The sequence below is a fragment of the Verrucosispora sp. WMMA2044 genome (assembly GCF_027497155.1).
Classification (GTDB): Bacteria; Actinomycetota; Actinomycetes; order Mycobacteriales; family Micromonosporaceae; genus Micromonospora; species Micromonospora palythoicola.
Genome location: NZ_CP114913.1, coordinates 4,600,085 through 4,622,819, shown reverse-complemented (window position 1 = coordinate 4,622,819; position 22,735 = coordinate 4,600,085). Strand labels below are relative to the sequence as shown.

20 protein-coding genes and 1 tRNA gene are annotated in these 22,735 nt (G+C 72.4%); 19 read left to right on the top strand and 2 right to left on the bottom strand.

What is annotated here, in order from left to right; genetic code table 11:
* The first annotated feature begins 60 nt into the window (after positions 1-60).
* From mfd to O3597_RS20950, 4 genes are all read left to right on the top strand, one after another.
* Positions 61-3,759, top strand: coding sequence for a transcription-repair coupling factor (gene mfd, locus O3597_RS20965; RefSeq protein WP_281602165.1), 3,699 nt, complete (start codon positions 61-63; stop codon positions 3,757-3,759).
* A 13-nt stretch (positions 3,760-3,772) separates the two neighbouring features.
* A complete protein-coding gene (locus O3597_RS20960; RefSeq protein WP_281602164.1) occupies positions 3,773-4,540 on the top strand; it encodes a hypothetical protein in 768 nt (255 codons plus the stop codon).
* A 2-nt stretch (positions 4,541-4,542) separates the two neighbouring features.
* Positions 4,543-5,529 (top strand): nucleoside triphosphate pyrophosphohydrolase, encoded by a 987-nt coding sequence (locus tag O3597_RS20955; protein ID WP_164446097.1) that lies wholly within the window; start codon positions 4,543-4,545, stop codon positions 5,527-5,529.
* An 89-nt stretch (positions 5,530-5,618) separates the two neighbouring features.
* Positions 5,619-7,238 carry a DUF885 domain-containing protein gene (locus O3597_RS20950; RefSeq protein ID WP_281602163.1) on the top strand — a complete coding sequence of 540 codons (1,620 nt, stop codon included), beginning with the start codon at positions 5,619-5,621 and terminating at the stop codon, positions 7,236-7,238.
* Between the two features lie 28 nt (positions 7,239-7,266).
* On the opposite strand, the gene O3597_RS20945 is transcribed toward O3597_RS20950, so the two are convergent.
* The gene (locus O3597_RS20945; RefSeq protein ID WP_164446095.1) at positions 7,267-7,959 is read right to left on the bottom strand and encodes a hypothetical protein; all 693 of its coding nucleotides are present in this window, start codon (positions 7,957-7,959) and stop codon (positions 7,267-7,269) included.
* Between the two features lie 221 nt (positions 7,960-8,180).
* On the opposite strand from O3597_RS20945, the gene eno reads away from it, so the two are divergent.
* The 13 genes from eno (at position 8,181) to O3597_RS20880 (ending at position 19,619) form a co-directional block, all read left to right on the top strand.
* Positions 8,181-9,464 carry a phosphopyruvate hydratase gene (gene eno, locus O3597_RS20940; RefSeq protein ID WP_281602162.1) on the top strand — a complete coding sequence of 428 codons (1,284 nt, stop codon included), beginning with the start codon at positions 8,181-8,183 and terminating at the stop codon, positions 9,462-9,464.
* A gap of 29 nt (positions 9,465-9,493) precedes the next feature.
* Complete coding sequence (locus O3597_RS20935) at positions 9,494-10,105, top strand: septum formation initiator family protein (protein ID WP_281602161.1); 612 nt, start codon at positions 9,494-9,496, stop codon at positions 10,103-10,105.
* Positions 10,106-10,127: 22 nt separating this feature from the next.
* Complete coding sequence (locus tag O3597_RS20930) at positions 10,128-10,685, top strand: DUF501 domain-containing protein (protein WP_164446092.1); 558 nt, start codon at positions 10,128-10,130, stop codon at positions 10,683-10,685.
* Positions 10,682-11,194 carry an amino-acid N-acetyltransferase gene (locus tag O3597_RS20925; protein ID WP_164446091.1) on the top strand — a complete coding sequence of 171 codons (513 nt, stop codon included), beginning with the start codon at positions 10,682-10,684 and terminating at the stop codon, positions 11,192-11,194. The genes O3597_RS20930 and O3597_RS20925 overlap by 4 nt, the downstream gene beginning before the upstream one ends.
* Before the next feature lie 46 nt (positions 11,195-11,240).
* Positions 11,241-12,194, top strand: a complete 954-nt coding sequence (locus O3597_RS20920; protein ID WP_281604602.1) for a Ppx/GppA phosphatase family protein — start codon at positions 11,241-11,243, stop codon at positions 12,192-12,194.
* Positions 12,195-12,371: 177 nt separating this feature from the next.
* Complete coding sequence (locus O3597_RS20915) at positions 12,372-13,058, top strand: dienelactone hydrolase family protein (RefSeq protein ID WP_164446090.1); 687 nt, start codon at positions 12,372-12,374, stop codon at positions 13,056-13,058.
* The gene (locus tag O3597_RS20910) at positions 13,051-13,791 is read left to right on the top strand and encodes a uracil-DNA glycosylase (protein ID WP_281602160.1); all 741 of its coding nucleotides are present in this window, start codon (positions 13,051-13,053) and stop codon (positions 13,789-13,791) included. Before O3597_RS20915 ends, O3597_RS20910 begins: the two co-directional genes overlap by 8 nt.
* 8 nt (positions 13,792-13,799) lie before the next feature.
* Positions 13,800-14,528, top strand: a complete 729-nt coding sequence (locus tag O3597_RS20905; RefSeq protein WP_281602159.1) for a DUF4129 domain-containing protein — start codon at positions 13,800-13,802, stop codon at positions 14,526-14,528.
* Entirely contained in the window at positions 14,525-15,112 is a 588-nt protein-coding gene (locus O3597_RS20900) for a hypothetical protein (RefSeq protein ID WP_281602158.1), read from the top strand. The genes O3597_RS20905 and O3597_RS20900 overlap by 4 nt, the downstream gene beginning before the upstream one ends.
* Complete coding sequence (locus O3597_RS20895) at positions 15,112-16,119, top strand: MoxR family ATPase (RefSeq protein ID WP_164446087.1); 1,008 nt, start codon at positions 15,112-15,114, stop codon at positions 16,117-16,119. The genes O3597_RS20900 and O3597_RS20895 overlap by 1 nt, the downstream gene beginning before the upstream one ends.
* A 44-nt stretch (positions 16,120-16,163) precedes the next feature.
* Complete coding sequence (locus O3597_RS20890; RefSeq protein ID WP_164446736.1) at positions 16,164-17,516, top strand: DUF58 domain-containing protein; 1,353 nt, start codon at positions 16,164-16,166, stop codon at positions 17,514-17,516.
* A gap of 58 nt (positions 17,517-17,574) precedes the next feature.
* Positions 17,575-18,138 carry a hypothetical protein gene (locus O3597_RS20885; RefSeq protein WP_281604601.1) on the top strand — a complete coding sequence of 188 codons (564 nt, stop codon included), beginning with the start codon at positions 17,575-17,577 and terminating at the stop codon, positions 18,136-18,138.
* Between the two features lie 155 nt (positions 18,139-18,293).
* On the top strand, positions 18,294-19,619 hold the full coding sequence (locus tag O3597_RS20880; RefSeq protein WP_281602157.1) for an NAD(P)/FAD-dependent oxidoreductase: 1,326 nt from the start codon (positions 18,294-18,296) through the stop codon (positions 19,617-19,619).
* Between the two features lie 34 nt (positions 19,620-19,653).
* Here the strand turns inward: O3597_RS20880 and O3597_RS20875 are convergent, their stop codons facing one another.
* Positions 19,654-21,489, bottom strand: a complete 1,836-nt coding sequence (locus O3597_RS20875; RefSeq protein ID WP_281602156.1) for a hypothetical protein — start codon at positions 21,487-21,489, stop codon at positions 19,654-19,656.
* Between the two features lie 101 nt (positions 21,490-21,590).
* On the opposite strand from O3597_RS20875, the gene O3597_RS20870 reads away from it, so the two are divergent.
* Positions 21,591-21,671, top strand: a tRNA-Leu gene (locus O3597_RS20870).
* A 145-nt stretch (positions 21,672-21,816) separates the two neighbouring features.
* The gene (locus O3597_RS20865; protein ID WP_281602155.1) at positions 21,817-22,650 is read left to right on the top strand and encodes a Bax inhibitor-1/YccA family protein; all 834 of its coding nucleotides are present in this window, start codon (positions 21,817-21,819) and stop codon (positions 22,648-22,650) included.
* The last annotated feature ends 85 nt before the right edge of the window (positions 22,651-22,735 follow it).

Sequence of the window (22,735 nt, the reverse complement as noted above, 5' to 3'; positions counted from 1 at the left end):
CGCACCCCCCGTCCGGGCTGGACGCGGGGTGATCGTCGTGTCCCCACCTCGGAAGTGATCATGACTGCGCTCACCGGACTGTTCGCCGCCGCCCTGGCCGACCCGGGCCTGGCCCGCGTCCGTGACCTGGCGCGCTCCGGTGCGGCCCAGGTCGACGGACTCGACCTGACCGCCCCACCGGCACTGCGCCCGTTCGCGGTCGCCGCGGTCGCGGCGGATCCCGACGACCGTGCCGGCGGCCCGGCTAGCGGCGGCGGCTCGGGCAGCGGTGCGACGGCTGGCGGCGCGGGGCGGGCGGTGCTGGCGGTCACCGCCACCAGCCGCGAGGCCGAGGATCTCGTCGCCGCGCTGGGCAGCCTGCTGCCGCCCGAGCAGGTGGCGATCTTCCCGAGCTGGGAGACGCTGCCGCACGAGCGACTCTCCCCACGCTCCGACACCGTCGGCCGGCGGTTGGCCGTGCTGCGCCGGCTCGCGCACCCGGACTCGGCGGACGCGCACGGCCGCACCGGCCCGCTTCGGGTGGTGGTGGCCCCCGTCCGCTCGGTGCTGCAACCCCAGCTCAAGGGGCTCGGCGATCTGGAACCGGTCCGGTTGGCCGCCGGTGACGAGGCCGACCTGGAGCAGGTCGCCCGCCGGCTCACCGACATGGCGTACGCCCGCGTCGACCTGGTCACCAAGCGGGGCGAGTTCGCCGTGCGCGGCGGCATCCTGGACGTCTTCCCGCCCACCGACGAGCACCCGTCCCGGGTCGAGTTCTGGGGCGACGAGGTGGAGGAGATCCGCACCTTCGCCGTCGCCGACCAGCGCACCATCGAGCAGATCCCCCAGCTCTGGGCCCCGCCCTGCCGGGAACTTCTGCTCACCCCCGAGATCCGGGAGCGGGCCGCCATCCTCGCGCAGCAGCACCCGGAGCTGGCCGAGATCCTGGACAAGCTGGCCGGCGGGGTGCCGGTAGAGGGCATGGAGTCCCTGGCCCCGGCGTTGATCGGCGACGACTCGATGGAGCTGCTGCTGGACTGCATGCCGGCCGGCACCCACGTGCTGCTCTGCGACCCGGAGCGGATCCGCACCCGGGCGCACGATCTGGTGCGTACCTCGGAGGAATTCCTCCAGGCCAGCTGGGCCGCGGCCGCCGTCGGTGGCCAGGCCCCGGTCGACCTCGGCGCCGCCGCCTTCCACACCCTCGCCGACGTACGCGCGCACGCCGCGACGCTGCGCCAGCCCTGGTGGACGCTGTCCCCGTTCGGCCTGGCCGAGCCGGTCGGCCCAGCCGCGACCCGGCAGCCCTGGGAGGACGAGCCGGCGGCGGTCGACGTCACCCCCGACGACGCCATCGCGGTGGCCCTGGCGGCCCAGCCCGCACCGCTCTACCACGGCGAGACCGCCCGGGTGGTCGACGACCTCAAGCGGTGGGCCGGCGAGGGCTGGTCGATCGCGTTGGTCTTCGAGGGGCACGGCCCCGCCCAACGGGCCGTCGAGGTGCTTCGTGACGGCGGTCTCGGTGCCCGGCTGACCGAGGAGGTGCCGGCCGCGCCCGCCCCGGGTGAGCTGCTGGTCACCTGCGGCAGCCTGACCGGTGGCTTCGTCGACGAGGCGGCCCGGTTCGTGCTGCTCACCGGCAGCGACGTGACCGGCGGTCGGGGCGTGTCGACCCGGGACATGCGGAAGATGCCGAGCCGGCGGCGCAACACCATCGACCCGCTTGAGCTGCGCGCCGGTGACCACGTGGTGCACGAGCAGCACGGCATCGGCCGGTACGTCGAACTGGTGCAGCGCACCGTCAACGGCGCCTCCCGCGAGTACCTCGTCATCGAGTACGCCCCGAGCAAGCGCGGCCAGCCCGGTGACCGCCTCTTCGTCCCCACCGACCAGCTCGACCAGTTGAGCCGCTACGTCGGCGGCGAGCAGCCCACCCTGCACAAGATGGGCGGCTCGGACTGGCAGAAGTCCAAGGCCCGGGCCCGCAAGGCGGTCAAGGAGATCGCCGCCCAGCTGATCCAGCTCTACGCCGCCCGCAAGGCGTCCAAGGGGCACAACTTCGGGCCGGACACCCCGTGGCAGCGGGAGTTGGAGGACGCCTTCCCCTGGCAGGAGACGCCCGACCAGCTCGCCGCCATTGAAGAGGTCAAGCGGGACATGGAGCAGAGCATCCCGATGGACCGGCTGATCTGCGGCGACGTCGGCTACGGCAAGACCGAGATCGCGGTACGGGCGGCGTTCAAGGCGGTGCAGGACGGTAAGCAGGTGGCCGTGCTGGTGCCGACCACGCTGCTGGTGCAGCAGCACTACAACACCTTCGCCGAGCGGATGAGCCAGTTCCCGGTGACCATCCGGCAGCTGTCCCGCTTCCAGACGCCCAAGGAGGCGGAGCAGACCCTCGCCATGGTCGCCGACGGCACCGCCGACATCGTCATCGGCACCCACCGGCTGCTGGCGTCGGCCACCCGGTTCAAGTCGCTCGGGCTGGTCATCGTCGACGAGGAGCAGCGTTTCGGCGTCGAGCACAAGGAGCACCTCAAGTCGATGCGGGCGGCGGTCGACGTGCTGAGCATGTCCGCCACCCCGATTCCGCGCACCCTGGAGATGGCGATCACCGGCATCCGGGAGATGTCCACGATCGCCACCCCGCCGGAGGAGCGGCACCCGGTGCTCACCGCCGTCGGCGCCCAGGACGACCGGCAGGTGGCCGCCGCGATCCACCGTGAGCTGCTCCGCGACGGTCAGGTCTTCTACCTGCACAACCGGGTCGAGTCGATCGAGCGGACCGCCCGCCGGCTGCGCGAGCTGGTGCCCGAGGCGCGGGTGGCGGTGGCGCACGGGCAGATGGGTGAGGACGCCCTGGAGAAGGTCATGGTCGGCTTCTGGGAGAAGGAGTACGACGTCCTGGTCTGCACCACGATCGTCGAGTCCGGCATCGACATCCCGAACGCCAACACGCTGATCGTGGAGCGGGCCGACCTGCTCGGCCTGGCTCAGCTGCACCAGATCCGGGGCCGGGTGGGCCGGGGCCGGGAGCGGGCGTACGCGTACTTCCTCTATCCGCCGGACAAGCCGCTCACCGAGCACGCCCACGAGCGGCTGGCCACCATCGCCCAGCACACCGAGCTGGGCGCCGGCATGTACGTGGCCATGAAGGACCTGGAGATCCGGGGCGCCGGCAACCTGCTCGGCGGCGAGCAGTCCGGGCACATCGAGGGCGTCGGGTTCGACCTGTACGTGCGGATGGTCGGTGAGGCGGTGCAGGCGTTCAAGGGCGAGCGTCCGGAGGAGGAGACCGATATCAAGATCGACCTCCCGGTGGACGCGCACCTGCCGCACGACTACGTGGGGGTGGAACGGCTGCGCCTGGAGATGTACCGCAAGCTGGCGGAGGCGCGCGACGAGGAGCGGCTGCGCGAGGTGGCCGCCGAGATGACCGACCGGTACGGCGAGCCGCCCGCACCCGTGCAGAACCTGATCGCGGTGGCCCGGTTCCGGCTGCTGGCCCGGTCCTACGGCCTCACCGACGTCAGCATGCAGGGCAAACACATCCGGTTCGGTCCGCTGCCGCTGCCCGACTCCAAGCAGTTGCGGCTCAAGCGCTACCACCCCGACTCGGTCTACAAGGCCGCCCTCGACCAGGTCAGCGTGCCTCGTCCGACCACCCGTCGGGTCGGTGGCGAACCGCTGCGCGACCAGCCCCTGCTCGAGTGGTGCGCCCAACTCCTCTCCGACGTCCTGGGCGCACCCGCCGGTGTCACCGGCGGTCAGGGGGCATGAGAGAGTGACGGGCATGCGTGCTCGCCGTCTTGTCGCCGTCGCCAGCGTGGCGGTCGGCCTCGTCGCCCTCGCCGGTTGCCGTTCCGAGCCCGGTGTCGCCGCGTACGTCGGTGACCATCGGATCACCGAGGACGCGGTCACCGGGATCATCGAGGACGCTCAGGCGAAGAACCCGACCCCGACCGAGGGGGACGAGGTGCCGCCCGGCCAGGAGCCTCCGCCGCCCGGTCAGGAGCCCCAGATGCCCGGGCGTAGCCAGGTGGTGAGCACGCTGGTGCTCAGCGAGGTCTGCGAGCGGGTCTCCGCCGACGAGGGCTACCGGCCGCAGAACCAGGTCGACCCCGCGCAGGTGGCGCAGGGCCTCGGCCTGAGCCCGGAGACGGGGTACGTGCGGCAGGTGGCCGAGCTTTACACCTGCCTGTCCGGCATCCCGATCGGCGCTCCGGTGGCCCCCACCGAGCAGGAGCTCATCGACCTGGTCGAGGCGGGCAAGCGGGCCGGCGCGGTGCCGCCCGAGGTGACCGTCGAGCAGGCCGCCGCCCAGCTCGACGGCGACCAGCTGCGCCAGGCCCTGGCCAACCGCAACTCGCTGCGCGAGGCCGTCGAGACGTACGACGTGACGGTCAACCCCCGGTACCGGCCGCTGGTGTTCCCGGTGCTGAGCTTCACCGGGCAGGCCATCGCGGTGGGCGTGCCGCTGGGTGAGCCGGCCTCCGACACGGTCACCGACATCTCCACCCCGCAGTCGCGCCCCGAGCCGCCCGTACCGACCGCCGGCTGAGCATGCCCCGGATCGTCCTGCTGGTGACCTCGCCCCGGTTGCCGGCCGGGCTGCTGACGGCAACCGCCTGGGACGTCGTACGCGCGGCTCCGGTGCTGGTCGCCGAGGAGAGCGAGCTGACCACGGCGCTGCGGTCGGCGGGCGCCGAGGTGCGGGTGCTCGACGGGCCGCCGGTGCCGGCGCTGCTGGACGCGGTGGCGGCGCACGACACGGTGGTCTGGCTGGCCGGCCCGGCCGGTGACGAGTCGGTGGCCCGGGAGCTGGGGCTGCGGCTGGCCCGCGAGCCAGGGTTGGCGGAGCTGGAGCTGATGTACGGCTCGTGGGATCCCCCGGGCGCTCGCCTGCTGGACGCGGTGGCGGTGCTCGACCGGCTGCTCTCGCCCGGCGGGGATCCGTGGAAGCGGGCGCAGACCCACCGCAGCCTGGCCCGCTTCCTGCTGGAGGAGAGCTACGAGGCGTACGACGCGATGAGCGCGGGGGACACCGACGCGCTGCGCGAGGAGCTGGGCGACGTGCTGCTCCAGGTGGTGCTGCACGCCCGGTTGGCCGAGGAGTTGCCCGAGGACGAACGCTGGACCATCGACGACGTGGCCGGTGGGTTGGTGGACAAGATGATCCGGCGCAATCCGCACGTCTTCGCCGGTGCCGAGGCGGGCACCCTGGAGGAGATCACCGCCAACTGGGAGCGGATCAAGCAGGCGGAGAAGGCCCGTGACTCGGTCCTCGACGGCATCGCACTGAGCCAACCGGCGCTCGCCCTGGCGGCGAAGATCCTGGAGCGTGCCGCCCGCGCCGGCGTCACCGCGCCGCTGCCAGCACCGCAGGCGCAACCGGATCCGGAATCCACCCTCGGCGCCCACCTGCTCGCCCTGGTCGCCCAAGCCAACGCGACCGACCTCGACCCCGAAGCCGCCCTCCGCCGCACCACCCTGGCTCACGCCCAAACCCTCCGCACCACCGAAACAACCCCACCCCCCAGCCCCGGTTGACCAAGAAGTTTGCGTCCACCGCCGGCTCGGGAGCGACCAAAACTTCTTGATCAACTGGCGGCCCGGGGGCGGGTGGTTAGGGTCGGGGGGTGGAGCGGTTTCAGGTGGTGGGGGAGCGGGTTGTCGAGGCGTTGCTAAGGAGTCGGCCGGGGCTCGCCGGGACGGCGGGGGACCATCGGGTCGACGATCGGCTGCCGGATTTCTCAGCCGACGCGGTCGCGGGGGACCGGGCGATGCTCGTCGACGCGGCGAGCGCGCTCGTCGAGATCGACCCCGACGACCTCGACGTCGAGGAACGGGTGGACCACGCCCTGCTCTCCGCACTCGTCGACCGGGAGCTGTTCGAGCTGACCGAGATCCGGGGACACGAGTGGGACCCGCTCGTCCACAATCCCGGTCCACTGCTGCACGCCCTGCTGTCGCGCCCGTACGCGCCGGTGGAGGTGCGGTTGGCCGCCCTCGCCGGCCGCCTCGCCGCGGTCCCGGATGCGCTGGCCACCGCGCGCGCGACGTTGCGTGACATGCCCCGGATCCACGCGGAGACGGCGGTCGGCCAGTTCACCGGGGTGGCGGCGCTGATCCGCGACGAGGTTCCCGCACTGCTCGCGCGGGCCCCCGTCGGCTTCGACCGGATCGAGCCGGCGGCCACCTCGGCGCTGGCCGCGCTCGACGAATTCGTCGCCTGGCTGCGTGTCGGCCTGACCGCCGACGCCGGCCCGGGCCGCGATCCCCGCCTGGGTCGGCGTCGCTGGGAGGCGCGCCTGTGGCACACCCTCGACACCGAGCTGAGCGCCGCCGAGATTCAGCGGCGGGCCTGGGCGAACCTCGACCGGGTCACCGACGAGATCCGCGCGGCGGCGGTCGAACTGGTCGGTGGCCCGGCCGACGACGAGACCGTACGCCGGGCCCTCGACCTGCTCGCCGCCGAACACCCCGACGACCACACGATCGTCGACCTGGCCTCGATCACCCTGGACGAGGCGAGTGACGTCGTCCGGGCGCACGACCTGGTGACCGTGCCGGACGACCCGTGCGTCATCCAGGTGATGCCGCAGTTCGCCCGGGGTGTGGCGGTGGCCTACTGCGACGCGCCCGGTGGTCTGGAGACCGCCGCCGTTCCGACGTTCTACTGCATCGCGCCGACACCGGTGGACTGGCCCGCGCGTCGGGTGGAGTCGTTCTACCGCGAGTACAACGACCACATGATCCGCAACCTCACCGTGCACGAGGCGATGCCGGGCCACTTCCTCCAACTCGCCCACGCCCGAAGGTACGCCGGCTCCACCCGGGTACGGGCGTTGATCCGCTCCGGCCCCTTCGTCGAGGGGTGGGCGGTCTACGCCGAGGAGCTGACGGTCGACCGCGGCTTCGGTGGCCTGCCGGTGCGGTTGCAGCAGCTGAAGATGCAGCTGCGGATGACCCTCAACGCGCTGCTCGATCAGCTGACGCACGCCGAGGATCTGCCGGAGGCGGAGGCGATGGCGCTGTTGACCGGACGCGGCTTCCAGGAGGAGGGCGAGGCGGCCGGCAAGTGGCGTCGCGCGCTGCTGACCTCGGCGCAGCTGTCGACGTACTTCGTCGGCTACAGCGAGATGGCCGAGATCGCCGCCGCTCGCCCACACCACGTGCCGCTGCGGGACTGGCACGACGAGATGCTCGCGCACGGCAGCCCGCCACCGCGCCACCTGCGCACCCTGCTCGACCTGTAGGCCGTCCGGCCCGGCCGCGGGGGTCGGCTCAGGGGCCCTCGGTGCGCCGGTCCACCACGTCGGCATTCGCCGGCAGGTCGAAGGCACCGCCGTCGACCTGGTCGCGGTAGCGGCTCAGCGCCAGCTCGACCGGTTGCCCGTCGACCTGGCCGGTGAAGCTGCCCAGCGCGCCCTCCCCGGTCACGCAGGCGGTGAAGCTCTCCCCGTTCTGACGCACGTCGACGCAGGTCGCGTGGTGGCCGACGACGGTGCTGCTGCGCTCGGTGATGACCGCGTCCGGATCCAACGCCGCGGCGGTCAGCCGGCCCATCACCATCGGAGGCGTGACCAGCCCCTGCAACTCGGCCTCGGCGAAGACCACCACCGAGGGCTTGCTGTTGGGGGCGGGCGGCTCCTCCACGGTGCAGACGGTCCGATCGCCGTCGGTGTCGCACCGGGTGGTCGCCTCGTCGGTGACGGTCAGCTTTCCGCCAGGCCAGGTGTAGCTGGACCGGGCCGGGTCCTGCGACTGGACGAACGAGGCGCTCCGCCCGCCCGGAAGCTGGTACTCCGCCGAATAGGTCAGCTCCAGCGCCCGGTCCATCCGCGCGGCGAGGTCGTTGACGATGTCGGATCGCCCCATGGCCCGCCCGGCGTCGTCCAGGGCCTGACAACCGGTGACGGTGAGCAACGCGATGACCGACACGGCGAGCGTACGGAGCGTGGTCGAAGCGGCGGGCATGGCGACCAGCCTTGTCGATCGGGTCCCGCTCGTGCAAACCGGTTGCCGGTTGAGGCACGAGAATCCGGGAATGTCCGACCCGTCGGGTACCGGAGCGTGGTCGTGGACCCGCCCGGTCGCCGTGCCGCGAGGCGGGGACCGATACGCTGCGTTCAACACCTGCCGCTGCCGCACCGTCGCGGCCCATACCGGACGAGACCACACGAACGAGGAGCGACTCAGTGGCAACCATCGAGGTAATCGAGGCTCGGGAGATCCTGGACTCGCGGGGCAACCCGACGGTCGAGGTCGAGGTCGGGCTCGACGACGGCACGATCTCCCGGGCGGCGGTGCCCTCCGGCGCATCGACCGGCGCCTTCGAGGCGATCGAGCTGCGCGACGGTGACAAGGGCCGCTACCTGGGCAAGGGAGTGGAGAAGGCGGTCGCCAACATCGAGGACCGGATCGTCGACCAGCTCATCGGCTACGAAGCCAGCGAGCAGCGGGCGATCGACCAGAAGATGCTCGACATCGACGGCACCGACAACAAGGCCGAGCTGGGCGCAAACGCGATCCTCGGGGTGTCCCTGGCGGTGGCCAAGGCCGCGGCCGGCAGCGCCGACCTGAGTCTCTTCCGCTACCTGGGCGGCCCGAACGCACACCTGCTGCCGGTGCCGATGATGAACATCCTCAACGGTGGGGCGCACGCCGACAGCAACGTGGACATCCAGGAGTTCATGATCGCGCCGATCGGCGCGCCCAGCTTCCGGGAGGCGCTGCGGTCCGGTGCCGAGGTGTACCACGCGCTCAAGTCGGTGCTGAAGAAGAAGGACCTGTCCACCGGGCTCGGCGACGAGGGCGGCTTCGCGCCGAACCTGCCCACCAACGCCGCCGCGCTGGACCTGATCGCCGAGGCGGTGGAGAAGGCCGGCTACCGGCTCGGCACCGACATCGTCTTCGCCCTCGACGTCGCCGCCACCGAGTTCTTCGCCGACGGCAGCTACACCTTCGAGGGCGCGACCAAGAGCGCCGCGGAGATGAGCGAGTACTACACCAAGCTGGCCGACGCGTACCCGATCGTCTCCATCGAGGACCCGCTGGCCGAGGACGACTGGACCGGCTGGCAGACCCTGACCGCCGCGATCGGTGACCGGATCCAGATCGTCGGCGACGACCTGTTCGTCACCAACCCGCAGCGCATCGCCCGGGGCATCGCCGAGCAGGCGGCCAACGCGGTGCTGGTCAAGGTCAACCAGATCGGCTCGCTCACCGAGACGCTGGACGCGGTGGACCTCGCCCACCGGGCCGGCTTCAAGTGCATGATGAGCCACCGTTCCGGCGAGACCGAGGACACCACCATCGCCGATCTGGCGGTGGCGACCGGTTGCGGCCAGATCAAGACCGGTGCGCCGGCCCGGTCGGACCGGGTCGCGAAGTACAACCAGCTCCTGCGGATCGAGGAGGAGCTGGCCGACGCGGCGCGGTACGCCGGTGCGGGGGCCTTCCCGCGCTACCGTTCCGCCTGACCGATGCCGTACCTCGGGGGAGGGGTGTGATGCAGCAGCGCCGCACGCCGGGTGGTCAGCGTCCGGTCCGTCGGCCGGCCCGCGCCGGCACGGCCCGCGACGGCGGCGTCCGCGCCGAGTCGCGGTCCGCCGCCGGCCGGGCGCCGTCGGCCACCCGCGGTGCCGAGGGCGTACGCTCCGCCAAGCGCCCCGCCGCCGCCAGGCGCGCGGCCGCCGGTGGCGCGGTGACGCGGCTGTCCGCACCCCGATCCCGAGGTCTCACCGGCCGCGCCACCGTGCTGTTCGCGGTGCTGATCGCGCTCGCCCTCGCCTACACCTACCCGGTCCGGGTCTACCTCGACCAACAGGCCGACATCGAGCGGATGGAGGCGGCGCAGGCGGCCCAGCGGGAGCTGATCGCCGAGCTGACCACCCAGGCGGAGAAGTGGCAGGACGAGGCGTACATCGAGACCCAGGCCCGGGAGCGGTTCTTCATGCGGCGGCCCGGTGAGAAGATGCTGATCCTGCTCGACGACCCGGCCGGCGCGGCCCGCGAGGCGGGCACCGCCGAGGACCCGGCCACCCCGGTCACCCCCGACCCCTGGTACGACACTCTCTGGTCCAGCGTGCGCGCCGCCGACGCCCACCAGACCGAAGACTGAGCACCCGACGAGAGCTGGCATCGTGACTGTCGTACCACCGCAGGAACCGGCGGCGGCCTCCGTACCCCCGCCGAAGCGGGAACCGGCCACGGAGGCCGATCTGGCCGCGGTGGCCGCGCAGCTCGGACGCCCGCCCCGGGGCACCCGGGCGGTGGCTCACCGCTGCCCGTGCGGCCTGCCCGACGTGGTGGAGACGACTCCCCGGCTGGCCGACGGCACTCCCTTCCCGACGCTGTTCTACCTGACCTGTCCCCGGGCGACCGCGGCGTGCAGCCGGCTGGAGTCGGCCGGTCTGATGAAGGAGATGGCGCAGCGGCTGACCGACGACCCGGAGCTGGCCGCCCGGTACCGCGCGGCCCACGAGGACTACCTGACCCGCCGGGACGCCATCGCCGAGGTGCCCGAGATCGCCGGCATCTCGGCCGGTGGGATGCCCGGCCGGGTGAAGTGTCTGCACGTCCACCTCGGTCACGCGCTCGCCGCCGGGCCGGGGGTCAACCCGTTCGGCGACGAGACGCTCGACCTGGTCGAGCCGTGGTGGACGACCGGACCCTGTGTCGACGTGCCGGAGCGCGGGTGAGCGACGACGACGTCGTGATCCGTCGGGCCCGGACCGCCGACGTGCGGGCGATCCGACGGCTGGTCGACACCTACACCGACGACCGCCGCCTGCTCAGCAAGGCCACTGTCACCCTGTACGAGGACGTGCAGGAGTTCCGGGTCGCCAGCCGGGTCTCCGACGGCACGGTGGTGGGCTGTGGCGCGCTGCACGTGATGTGGGAGGACCTGGCGGAGATCCGCACGGTGGCGGTCGATCCCTGCTGCCGGGGGCAGCGGATCGGGCACCGGATCGTCGCGGAGCTGATCGGCGCGGCACGGGAACTGGGCGTGGCCCGCATCTTCGTGCTGACCTTCGAGACCCGGTTCTTCGGTTCGTTCGGCTTCACCGAGATCGACGGTGCCCCGGTGCCGCACCTCGTCTACGAGCAACTGCTCCGCTCGTACGACGAGGGCGTCGCCGAGTTCCTCGACCTGGAACGGGTCAAGCCGAACACCCTGGGCAACACCCGCATGCTGCTGCGGCTCTGACCACCCTGCTGACGGTGGCGGTAGGGTTTCCGGCGTGACGACGCGCGTGGCGGCCATCGACTGTGGCACCAACTCGATCCGGTTGCTGGTGGCCGACCTGCCGGATCCGTCGGCCGGGCCGGAGGCGCCGCTGGTGGACCGGAGTCGGCGGATGGAGATCGTCCGGCTCGGCCAGGGGGTGGACGCCACCGGCCGGCTCGCTCCGGAGGCGATCGAGCGGACCCGGGTCGCGCTCGCCGACTACGCCGCCGAGATCGACAAGCTCGGTGCCGAGCGGGTGCGGATGTGCGCCACCTCGGCCAGCCGGGACGCGGAGAACGCGGCCGACTTCCGGACCATGGTGGAGCAGACGCTCGGCGTCGCGCCGGAGGTGGTCACCGGGGACGAGGAGGCTCGGCTGTCGTTCACCGGAGCCGTCCGCGGCCTGCCCGCCGACGCGGCGCCGCCGTACCTGGTGCTGGACATCGGTGGCGGCTCGACCGAGTTCGTCGTCGGCACCCGGGACGGCGGTGTCGACGCCGCGATCTCCATGGACATCGGTTGCGTCCGGATGACCGAGCGGCACCTGCACGCAGACCCGCCCGGCCTGGACGAGATCGCCGCCGCCCAGGCCGACATCGCGGTCGCGGTGGACCGCGCACTGACGGCCGTGCCGGGGCGGCAGGCGGCCACGCTTGTCGGGCTCGCCGGTTCGGTCACCACCGTGGTCGCGATCGCCGAGGGCCTCACCGGGTACGACCCGGCCCGCATCCACCATGCTCGGGTGTCGTACGACCAGGTGGCAAGGGTCACCGCCGACCTGCTGGCCCTGACGCGCGAGCAGCGGCTGGCCATCCCGGCGATGCATCCCGGCCGCGCGGACGTGATAGGTGCCGGCGCGTTGGTGCTCCGGGTCGCCATGGAACGGGCCGGCATGACCGCCGTGATCGCCTCCGAGCACGACATCCTCGACGGCATCGCCTGGAGTCTGGCAAACGCGAACGGGAGGTATCGGCGCTAGCGCGAACAGGAGGTGTCGGCGCCAGCGCGAACAGGAGGTGTCGGCGCCAGCGCGAACAGGAGGTGAATGCCACTGTTCCGGCATCTTCCCGGCGGTGGTCACCGCGTGGCAGGCTACCCGCACATAGGACCACTGGGCGACCAGCCAACGATGACTGACCGCTAGGAGGACGGGCCGATGGGCGAGATGGTGACCTACCGTGGTGATGGCGGCACGGGTGAGGGATATCTCGCGATACCCGCCACCGGCGCGGCGAGCCCGGCAGTGATCGTTATCCAGGACTGGTGGGGCCTCGTGCCGCACATCAGGTCGGTGGTGGACCGCTTCGCCGAGGCGGGCTTCGTCGCCCTCGCACCCGATTTCCGGCACGGTGAGCCAGCCGGGAAACCGAGTGAGCCCCGGCGGCTGCTCAACGGGCCGCAGATGGACGAGACGGCACAGGAGATCGCCGCCGCCGCCGACTACCTCGCCGGCCGCGTCGAGGTGACCGGCAAGGTGGGCTGCGCCGGCTTCTGCGCCGGGGCCAGCCTGGCGCTGTGGGCGGCGAACTTCTCCGAGCGGATCGTCGCCACCGCTGCCTTCTATCCCCGGTTGCCCTGGGAGGGCATGCGTACCGAGTGGACCGACTACGCGGGCAAGGACGCGCTGGTGCACTGCTCGGAGGCGGACGGCACCTCCGCGGACCCGGGTGTGCAGGCGGTACGCCGGGCCATCGAGAACTCCGGCGGCACCTGCCAGCTGCACGACTACCCGGGCACCTCGCACGCCTTCTTCAACGAGGACCGGCCGGAGAAGTTCGACCAGCGGGCCGCCACCAGCGCCTGGGCACGCACCCTCGAACTCTTCCGGGCAAAGCTTGGCTGAGTCGCGTACTCCCACCGAGGTCGTCGCCCGCGCCGCGCGCGCGACGGACCTGGCCGACCTGGACGTGGGCGTCGCCGACTGTTTCGCCTGCCCCCGTTTGGTCGACTGGCGGGAGGAGGTCGCCCGCACCAGGCGGGCGGCCTTCCGCGATCAGGAGTACTGGGGGCGGCCGGTGCCCGGCTTCGGTGATCCGGCGGCCCGGATCGCCATCCTCGGGCTGGCCCCGGCCGCGCACGGCGGTAACCGCACCGGCCGGGTCTTCACCGGCGACCGGTCCGGTGACGTGCTCTTCGCCGCCCTGCACCGGGCCGGCCTGGCCAACCAGCCGACGAGTGTGGCCGCCGACGACGGTCTGACGCTGCGCGACACGCGGATCTTCGCCGCCGTACGCTGCGCCCCACCGGACAACAAGCCCACCCCGGGCGAGCGGGACACCTGCGCGCCCTGGTTGCACCGGGAGGTCGAGCTGATCCGGCCGACGCTGCGGGTGGTGGTGGCGTTGGGCGCCTTCGCCTGGGCCGCGTGGTGGCCGGCGTTACGCGTTGGGTACGGCGTCCCTCCGCCCAGCCCGCGACCGCCGTTCGGGCATGGGGCACACTGGTCCGGCACGACCGGACCGGAACTGCTCGGTTGCTACCACGTCAGCCAGCAGAACACCTTCACCGGTCGGTTGACACCAGAGATGCTGGACGACGTGTTCGCCCGGGCGAAACTACTGGCCGGGGTGGACTGAGGTAATCGATGGACGTGCTTCGCAGGTGGTGGCCGGTGACGGCGGTGATTGCCCTGCTCGCCGCCGTGACCCTGGCCACCGCGCACTCGTCGATCGGCGCGAGCCGGATACCGCCCGCCGTCAAGGACGCCCCCTTCGTGCTGGAGTACCCGAGCGGGGAGCCGCGTCCGTCGATCCCGGCCGAACCGCGCGAGGCCGCCGAGGAGACCCGTACCCGGATTCCGTCCTGGCTCGGCACGGTGGCGGTGGCGGTGCTCGGGCTGGCACTGCTCGCCGCCCTCAGCTATCTGCTGTGGACCGTGGCGCGGGGGGTGGCGCGGCGGGTCACCCGGGCACTTCCCGGGCAGCCGACCCGGCGCAGTGCCGAGGGCACCGCCGCGGAGGTGGTGGCCGCCGTCGACGCCGGCCTGGTGGACCTGGACGACCAGGCCACCGACCCACGGACCGCGGTGATCGCCTGCTGGGTACGGCTCGAAGAGGCCGCCGCCGTCGCCGGGGCGCCCCGACTGACCGGTGACACTCCCACCGACCTGGTCACCCGGCTGCTCGCCGGTGATCCGTCCACCGGCGTGCCGGCGATCGTGAGCGCCGACGTGCTGGCCGGGTTCGCGAACGTCTACCGCGAGGCCCGGTACGCCACCCGTCCGGTGGACGAACGGACCCGGGACCAGGCCCGGGTGGCCCTGCGCCGGCTGCGTGGCGAACTGACCGCACTGGCCGGGGGTGAGCCGGTGTGAGCAGCACGAGTATCGACGACCTGCTCAGCTTCTCCGAGGAGCGGCCGGCCCAGTCCGAGCGACGCCGGGGCGGGCGGGCGCGTACCGTCGCCGGCCTGCTCGGTGTCACCGTGGCGGTGACCGTGGTCGCCGTCGCCGGACTGCGTGCGGTCGGGCTGCGGGTCTCGTTGCTGGTGCTGGTCACCGCCGTGGTCGCGCTGCTGGTGGTACGCCGGATCGTCGCCACTCTCGCGCCACCGGCGAAGTCCGGCCAGGCGGGTTCGTCGTCGCGGGGCGGCGAGGAACCCGGGACCTACAACTGGGACGCGCGGGACGCGCTGCGGGTGGCGGTCAACGGTTGGGCGACACCTCTGGAGTGGTCCAAGACGAGTCCCGAACGGTTCACCACGATGATCCTGCCCCGGTTGGCCGAGCTGGCGGACGAGCGGATGCGCCTGAAGTACGGCGTCACCCGCGAGTCCGATCCGACCCGGGCCCGCGCCCTGTTGGGTGACCGCCTGTCGACGTTCCTGGAGACCCCACCCCGCCGCACCCCTTCGCCGCGCGACCTCGCGGCGATCGTCGCCGAACTGGAGAAGATCTGATGAACGACGTCGGCCGGACGATGCCCCCCACCGAGGTAGGTCGCCTCGCCCGGGCCGTGCTGGACGCGGTGGGCCAGGTCGTGGTCGGCAAACGGGACGCCCTGGAGCTGGTGCTGGCCGGCATCCTCGCCGGCGGCCACGTGCTGCTGGAGGACCTGCCGGGGTTGGGCAAGACGCTCACCGCGCGGTCCTTCGCCCAGGCGCTGGGCCTGGACTTCCGGCGTCTGCAGTTCACCCCCGACCTGCTGCCCGCCGACGTCACCGGCTCCTTCCTCTACGACCAGCGCAGCGGTGACTTCACCTTCCGGGCCGGGCCGGTCTTCACCAACCTGCTGCTCGCCGACGAGATCAACCGGACCCCGCCGAAGACCCAGTCGGCCCTGCTGGAGGCGATGCAGGAGAAGCAGGTCTCGGTGGAGGGCGTGACGTACCGGCTCGACGAGCCGTTCCACGTGCTGGCCACCGCCAATCCCATCGAGTACGAGGGCACCTATCCGTTGCCGGAGGCGCAGCTGGACCGGTTCCTGCTGCGGGTGTCGTTCGGTTACCCGGCGCAGGACGAGGAGTGGGAGGTGCTGCGTCGGCGGATGGCGCGCCGCCGGGAGGAGGCCGACATCAAGCCGGTGGTCGACGCCGGCACCCTGCGCGCCATGCAGGCGGCGTTGGAGGACGTCGTGGTCGAGGACTCGGTGGGCCGGTACATCGTGGCGCTGACCGCGGCCACCCGCGAGCATCCGTCGGTGCTGGTCGGCGCGTCGCCGCGCGGATCGCTGGCCCTGCTGCTGCTGTCCCGGGTACGGGCGGTGCTCTCCGGGCGGGACTACGTGGTGCCCGAGGACGTCAAGGACGTCGCGGCCCCGGCGCTGGCACACCGGATCACGCTGCGGCCGGAGATGTGGCTGCGCCGTGTCGATCCGTCCTTCGTGGTCGGTGAGGTCCTCGACGGCACCCCGGCGCCGGCCAGTGGCGCGCTGCCCAGCTACGCCGCCGGTCGGCCGGGAGACTGACCGGCGTGAGCGAGCGGAGCGAGCAGTCGGCACCGACCAACTGGATGCCCACCTGGGCGTTCGGCCGGGCGGTGCTGCTCACCGGCCTGCTCCTGATCGCCGCGGTGGTGCTGGGACGGGTGGATCTGATCGTGCTGGCAGTCCCGTTCGCCCTCGGCACCGCGTACGCCTTGCGACGCCGACCCGTCGACCTGCCCCGGGTGTGGCTCAGCGCCGACGAGGATCCCCTGGTGGAAGGCGGTGCCATGACCGGGACGGTCACCGTCGGCAACCCGGGTGCGGTCTCCTACGACGTGGCGGTGCTGCGTACCCGCGTCTCACCGTGGCTGCGGGTCGAACGGGCGGGCCTCGCCGGCAGCGCGGTCGTCGGCACCGGCCGGCCCGCCGGTGCCGGTCGGCCGACCGTGGCGGACCGTCCGTTCGTCACGTCGGTAGCCCCGGACACCGCCATCGACCTGGAACTGGCCGGTACCGCGCTGCGGTGGGGTCGGCATCCGCTGGGCCCGGCGGGCGCCCGGGTCGCCGCCGCGCAGGGCCTGCTGATCTCGCGCGCGGTGGTCGTCGAACCGGTCCGGTCCAAGGTGTACCCGAAGACCGAGCCGTTCGAGGCGGTCGAGGTGATGCCCCGGGCCGCCGGCCTGGTCGGGGCGCATCACTCGCGTCGTCCCGGCGAGGGGGGCGAACTCGCCGGGGTGCGGGTCTTCGCACCGGGTGACCGGCTGCGCCGCATCGACTGGCGGGTGTCGCTGCGGGCCCGGCAACTGCACGTGGCGGCCACCCTGTCCGACCGGGACGCCGAGGTGGTCGTGCTACTCGACGTGCTGGCCGAGGCGGGTCGCTCCGGCGGGGTCACCGGTACCGCGTCGGTGCTGGACACCACGGTCCGGGCGGCCGCCGCGATCGCCGAGCACTACCTGCACCGGGGTGACCGGGTGGCACTGCTGGAGTACGGCCCGAGTGCCCGGCGGCTGCGTCCGGCCACCGGGCGACGGCAGTACCTGACCGTGCTGGAGTGGCTGTTGGACGTCAAGGCCCAGTCCTCCCCGCACGAGCCGTACGACCATGTGTTCGGTCCCCAACTGCTCTCCGCGGACGCGCTGGTGGTGGTGCTCACCCCGCTGTTGGAGGAGCGGTCGGCGCAGATGCTTGCCCGGTTGGCCCGTTCGGGACGGTTCGTGGTGGCCGTCGACACGCTTCCGGCGGACCTGTCACCACCGCAGGACCGGGGCTGGGTCGAGGTGGCGTACCGGCTGTGGCGGCTGGACCGGGACACGATGATCGCGCAGTTGCGCGAGCACGGGGTGCCGGTGGTGCCGTGGGCCGGCACCGGCAGTCTCGACCAGGTGCTGCGTGACGTGGCGAGGCTCGCCACCGCCCCCCGGGTGGGTGGCCGGTGAGCGCGAGGAACGCAGCGCAGCGGAGTCCCGCAGTCGCGAGCGAGAGGTCAGCCCGGTGATGGGGTCGGTCATCGGGCGGGTCCGGGCGGTGCGCACGGCCGCGGCGCGGATCTCCCTCACTCCGGTACTGGTCCGGGTGGGGATCTTCCTCAGCACCCTGGTGGGGTTGCTGCTCGCGTACCCCGCCGAGGTCGTGGTCGGGCGGGCACTGGGGCCGTTGGTGGCGGTCGCGGTGCTGCCGGCGGTGGCGCCGCGCCGGCTCTGGCCGACCTTCGTCGCGTTGGTCACGGTCGGCGGGTGGTTGCTCGCCACCGACGGGTACAACCGGCCGATCGCGTTGTGGCGACTGATGGCGGTGGCCGTGGCGCTCTACCTGACCCACACGCTCTGCGCGCTGGTGGCGGTGCTGCCGTACGACGCCGTGGTGGATCCGGACGTGATAGTGCGTTGGCTCACCCGAGCCGCGGGAGTGTTGCTCGCCACGTCCGTGCTCGGCGTGCTGCTGCTCGAACTCGCCGGTGTCCGGGCCGCCGAAGGCGGTTGGCAGGCGGTGACGGTGGCCGGTCTGCTGCTTGCCGTCGGAGTGACGGCGTTGCTGGCCGGGCTGCTGCGACGCAGGTGAACCAGGGGCCGTCGGGGCTCGGGTGACCGGGGGTGTTGCTGCGTCGGCGGTGGCGACGGTGGCCGCCGTTACCGGCGTCACAGCCGCCTTGTGCTCGGTCACAGAACGGGGCCGCACCCGGGATTACCGCTGTCGGTGGGGGAAAGATGGTAGGCGTGAATCCGAAGCGGATCCTTGTGGTGGGTGCCGGGCACGTCGGTCTCTACGCGGCGCTGCGCCTGTCGAAGAAGCTGAGTTCCCGGGAGGCTGAGGTCGTCGTCGTCGACCCCCAGCCGCACATGACGTACCAGCCGTTCCTGCCCGAGGCTTCGGCGGGGAACATCTCCCCACGGCACTCCGTGGTGCCGCTGCGTCGGGAGTTGCGCCGGTGCAAGGTGGTGGCCGGTGCGGTCACCCGGATCGACCACGCGAGTAAGACCGCAACGGTGCAGCCGATCATCGGCCCGCCTCGCGAGATCACCTACGACCACGTGGTGGTCGCCCCCGGCTCGGTCTCCCGGACCCTGCCGATCCCCGGCCTGCACGAGCACGGCATCGGCTTCAAGACCATCGGTGAGGCCATCTTCCTGCGCAACCACGTGCTCGAACAGCTGGACGTGGCTGCCGCCACGACCGACCCCGAGGTACGCCGCCGGGCGCTGACCTTCGTCTTCGTCGGTGGCGGGTACGCCGGCATCGAGGCGTTGGCCGAGATGGAGGACATGGCCCGGCACGCGCTGAAGTACTACCCGGAGCTGAACACGTCGGACATGCGGTGGGTACTGGTCGAGGCCACCCAGCGGGTGCTGCCGGAGGTCGACCGGGACATGGGCGCCTACACGGTGCAGCAGCTGCTGAAGCGGGACATGGACATCCGGCTCGACACCCGGCTGGAGTCGTGCGTCGACGGGGTGGTCAAGCTCTCCGACGGGGACAGCTTCAGCGCGGACACCATCGTCTGGACCGCCGGGGTGAAGCCGTCACCGATGCTGGACGCGACCGACTTCCCCCGCGAGGAGCGGCGCCGGGTCACCTGCCTGCCGACGCTCCAGGTGGTCGACGGTGACCGCGTGGTGGAGGGCGCCTGGAGCGCCGGCGACTGTGCCGCCGTACCGGACCTGACCAAGCCGCCGGGCAACTACTGCTCGCCGAGCGCCCAGCACGCGGTACGCCAGGCCCAGCGGATGGCCGACAACATCGTCGCCGTGCTCCGGGGCCGCGAGCCGGTCCCCTACAAGCACAAGCACGCCGGCAGCGTGGCGAGCCTCGGCCTGCACAAGGGTGTCGCCCAGGTCTACGGGATCAAGATGACCGGTTGGCCGGCGTGGTTCATGCACCGGACGTACCACATGAGCCGGATCCCGTCGCTCAACCGGAAGGTCCGGGTGGTGGTCGACTGGACGCTGGCGTTCGTGCTCAAGCGTGAGGTGGTGGCCCTCGGCCAGCTGCACGACCCGCGCGAGGAGTTCGCCGAGGCGTCCCAGCCACAGGCGAAGGTGTGAGTCCCGCGTGGGGCGCCATCGGCGCCCCACGCGCTCAGACCCGCCAGTACCAGGCGTCGCTGAGTCGGGTCGCCGGGCCGTAGAGCGCCTCCACCGTCAGTCGCAGGCTGTCGGAGTGCGCGGTGTCGGCGGCCAGCACCACGCACGAGGCACCCCAGTGTTCGACGTCCGCCGCCGCGCGACGGCGCTGCTCGTCGCCGACGACCGGCCGGAGGCCGCTGCGGGCCACCTCGGCCAGCAGGGCGGAGGTGGGGCGCGGGGCGACGCCCATCGCGGCGCTGCCGCCTCGGCCGTGCGGGCCGATGAAGAATCCCTGCGGCATGCTGAACTCGGCGTCGGCGGCGGTCGCCCACCGCATCGGCCAGGGTTGCTTGGGCGTGGCCAGTGGCACCGGTACCAGGACGCCGCCCGGCTCGACACACGTTCGCCAGTGGCCGGCGGTGACGAACTCGGGCACCGGCGGTCGGTGCGCGGTGGGCAACGGTGCCGGGATCAGCGGTACCACCGCCACGGCGACCGCGACCAGCGTCAGGCGGCGGACCCGGCCCGTGCCGCGCAGTGCCCGGTCGACCGCCAGCACCAGCAGCGTCGCGATCAGCGGCGGTACGGCCAGGGCGAACCGCATCGGCAGCGCGCCGTCGACCACCGGCAGGCCGCCGAGCAGCGCGTACGGCCCGGGCAGACCGGTGCCTGTGCCGTCGAAGACCACCTCGGGACCGAGCGACAGCGCACCCATCACGAGAATGCCGGTGGCGCAGGCCAGCACCAGTGGACGGCGCCCCAGCCAGACAACGCAGCCGACGGTGACCACCAGCAGCGGCCAGCCCAGGAAGGTGTTGTACTCGGCCGGGCCGGTGCTCAGCCGGGCGGCCCGCTCGTTCCCGACCAGGGACAGCGGTGAGACCGCCCACCAGCTGCGCAGATCGGCGGAGAAGTAGTGCGGGCTGAACATGCCGTCGGCGACGCCGAGCGGACCGGCGAACTGGAACCACAGCGGCCGGGCGAGCACCAGCAGGGCCGCACCGGTGGCAAGGGCCATCGCGCCGGTGAAGGCGGGCAGCGCCCGGCGGGCCAGGTCACGGTCCGCGACGACCATCGTCACCGCCATCACCAGCAGGGTGAGCGCAGCGAGGAACAGCACCTCCTCGCCGATGAACACCTGGACGGAGACGACGGCGGCCAAGCCGAGCGCGGAGGTGGTCAGCCGGCGTCGGTCGGGCCCGCCCGCTGCTCCAGCAACGGGCTCGGCGGCCCGCAGCAGGCGTACGACCAGCCAGACGATGACCGGTAGCAGCCACTGCGCCGTCATGTGCAGGTGGCTGTTGCTCTGGGACACCATGCCCGGGGCGAGGCCGCACAGCGCACCGCCCAGCGTCGCGGCGGCCCGGCGGGCCCGCAGCGTACGACTGAACAGGAGGTACCAGGCGGTGGCGGTGCCGGCGAGGTTGAGCGTCACCAGCAGGGCGAAGGTGACCGGAGCGCCGAACAGCAGGGTGACCGGGGCGAACAGCACACCCAGGGCGATGACCGACGTGTTGGCCATCAGGTTGACCCCGTCGGGCGCGTTCAGCCGGTCGGTGGACAGGCCGAAGTCGCCCAGCAGCGCCCGCGCGTCGACGGCCAGGAACCACTCGTAGAGCACCTGGTCCTCGGGGTTGAGCGCGAGCACCAGACCGGTCGGGTCGGCCCAGAGCCGGTGGGTGAGTGCGCTGGCCAGCGCCGCGAAGAACAGCCCGATCAGCAGGTCGATCCGATGCCGGGCGAACGTCCGGCCCCACCGGGTGAGCCGCAGCCGGCGTACCCGGGCAAGGGGGTGATCCGCCTGCGTGGCCACGTCGTCGGTGGAGGCGATGGGTGCGCGGCTGCTCACGGCCTCGACCCTAGTGGCGGTGCTCGACGGGGGACGCCGCAGTGGCGACGAACCCGCTACCGTGGCACTGCACCGTTCGCGCTGGCGCCCCGGTGTCACCCGCCCGGGTGGTGGAACGGCAGACACGGCCGCCTTAAAAGCGGCTGCCGCAAGGCGTGCGGGTTCGACCCCCGCCCCGGGCACCCGCCGTCCGCAGGCCCGACGCGGGCGACCCGAACCGGGCACTCTCAGCGTTCGCTCAGCCTTCCGATCACCGCTGGGCTGTGCGGGGCGTTTACTCTTGTAGCGCGCGTTGACGTGCCACGACCCCCTTAGGGAGGCCAGACAGTGAAGACTTCGAACCCGGTGCTCGCCCGGCTCGGTCAGGCGGCCGAGCGGGAGCGGGCTGCCGGGTACGCCCCGTCCGGGCCGTACGGACAGCCCGGCTACCCCCAGCAGGTTCCGCCGCAGGCCGGCTACCCCGGCGCGCCCGGCTTTCCGTCAGCCCCGCCGGCGGTCACCCCCATGTCGATCGACGACGTGGTGGTCAAGACGGTCACCCTCCTGGCCATCGTCGGTGTCGCCGCCGCGGCGGCGTGGGCGCTGGTGCCCGACGAACTGCTCGGCGTCGCCTGGATCGGCGCGGCCATCGTCGGCCTGGTGCTCGGCCTGATCATCTCGTTCTCCCGGATGGCGAACCCGGCGCTCGTCGTCGCGTACGCCGTCGTCGAGGGCGTCCTCGTCGGCGCGGTGAGCAAGTTCTTCGAATCGCTGTACGACGGCATCGTGCTCCAGGCGGTGACCGCGACCTTCGGTGTGTTCTTCGTGATGGCCATGCTCTACAAGGCGCGGGTCATCCGGGCGACGCCGAAGTTCGTCAAGGGCATGATCGCGGTGATGGCGGGCCTGTTCGCCGTCATGCTGATCAACCTGGTGCTGGCGCTCTTCGGCGTCAACACCGGCCTGCGTGACGGCAGCCCGCTGGCCATCGGGTTCAGCATCGTCTGCATCGTGGTCGCCTCGCTGAGCTTCGTGCTCAGCTTCAAGGAGGTCGAGGACGGCGTCCGGATGGGCCTGCCGCAGCGCTACTCGTGGGTTGCCGCGTTCGGCATCCTGGTCAGCTTGATCTGGCTCTACATCGAGATGCTGCGCCTGTTGAGCTACTTCCAGGGCGACGACTGACCTCGCCGCCCGACGACCGACGGCGCCCGCCCCACCCGGGGCGGGCGCCGTCGCCTTCCCACCCCACCTCCCGCCCCCGCTCTCC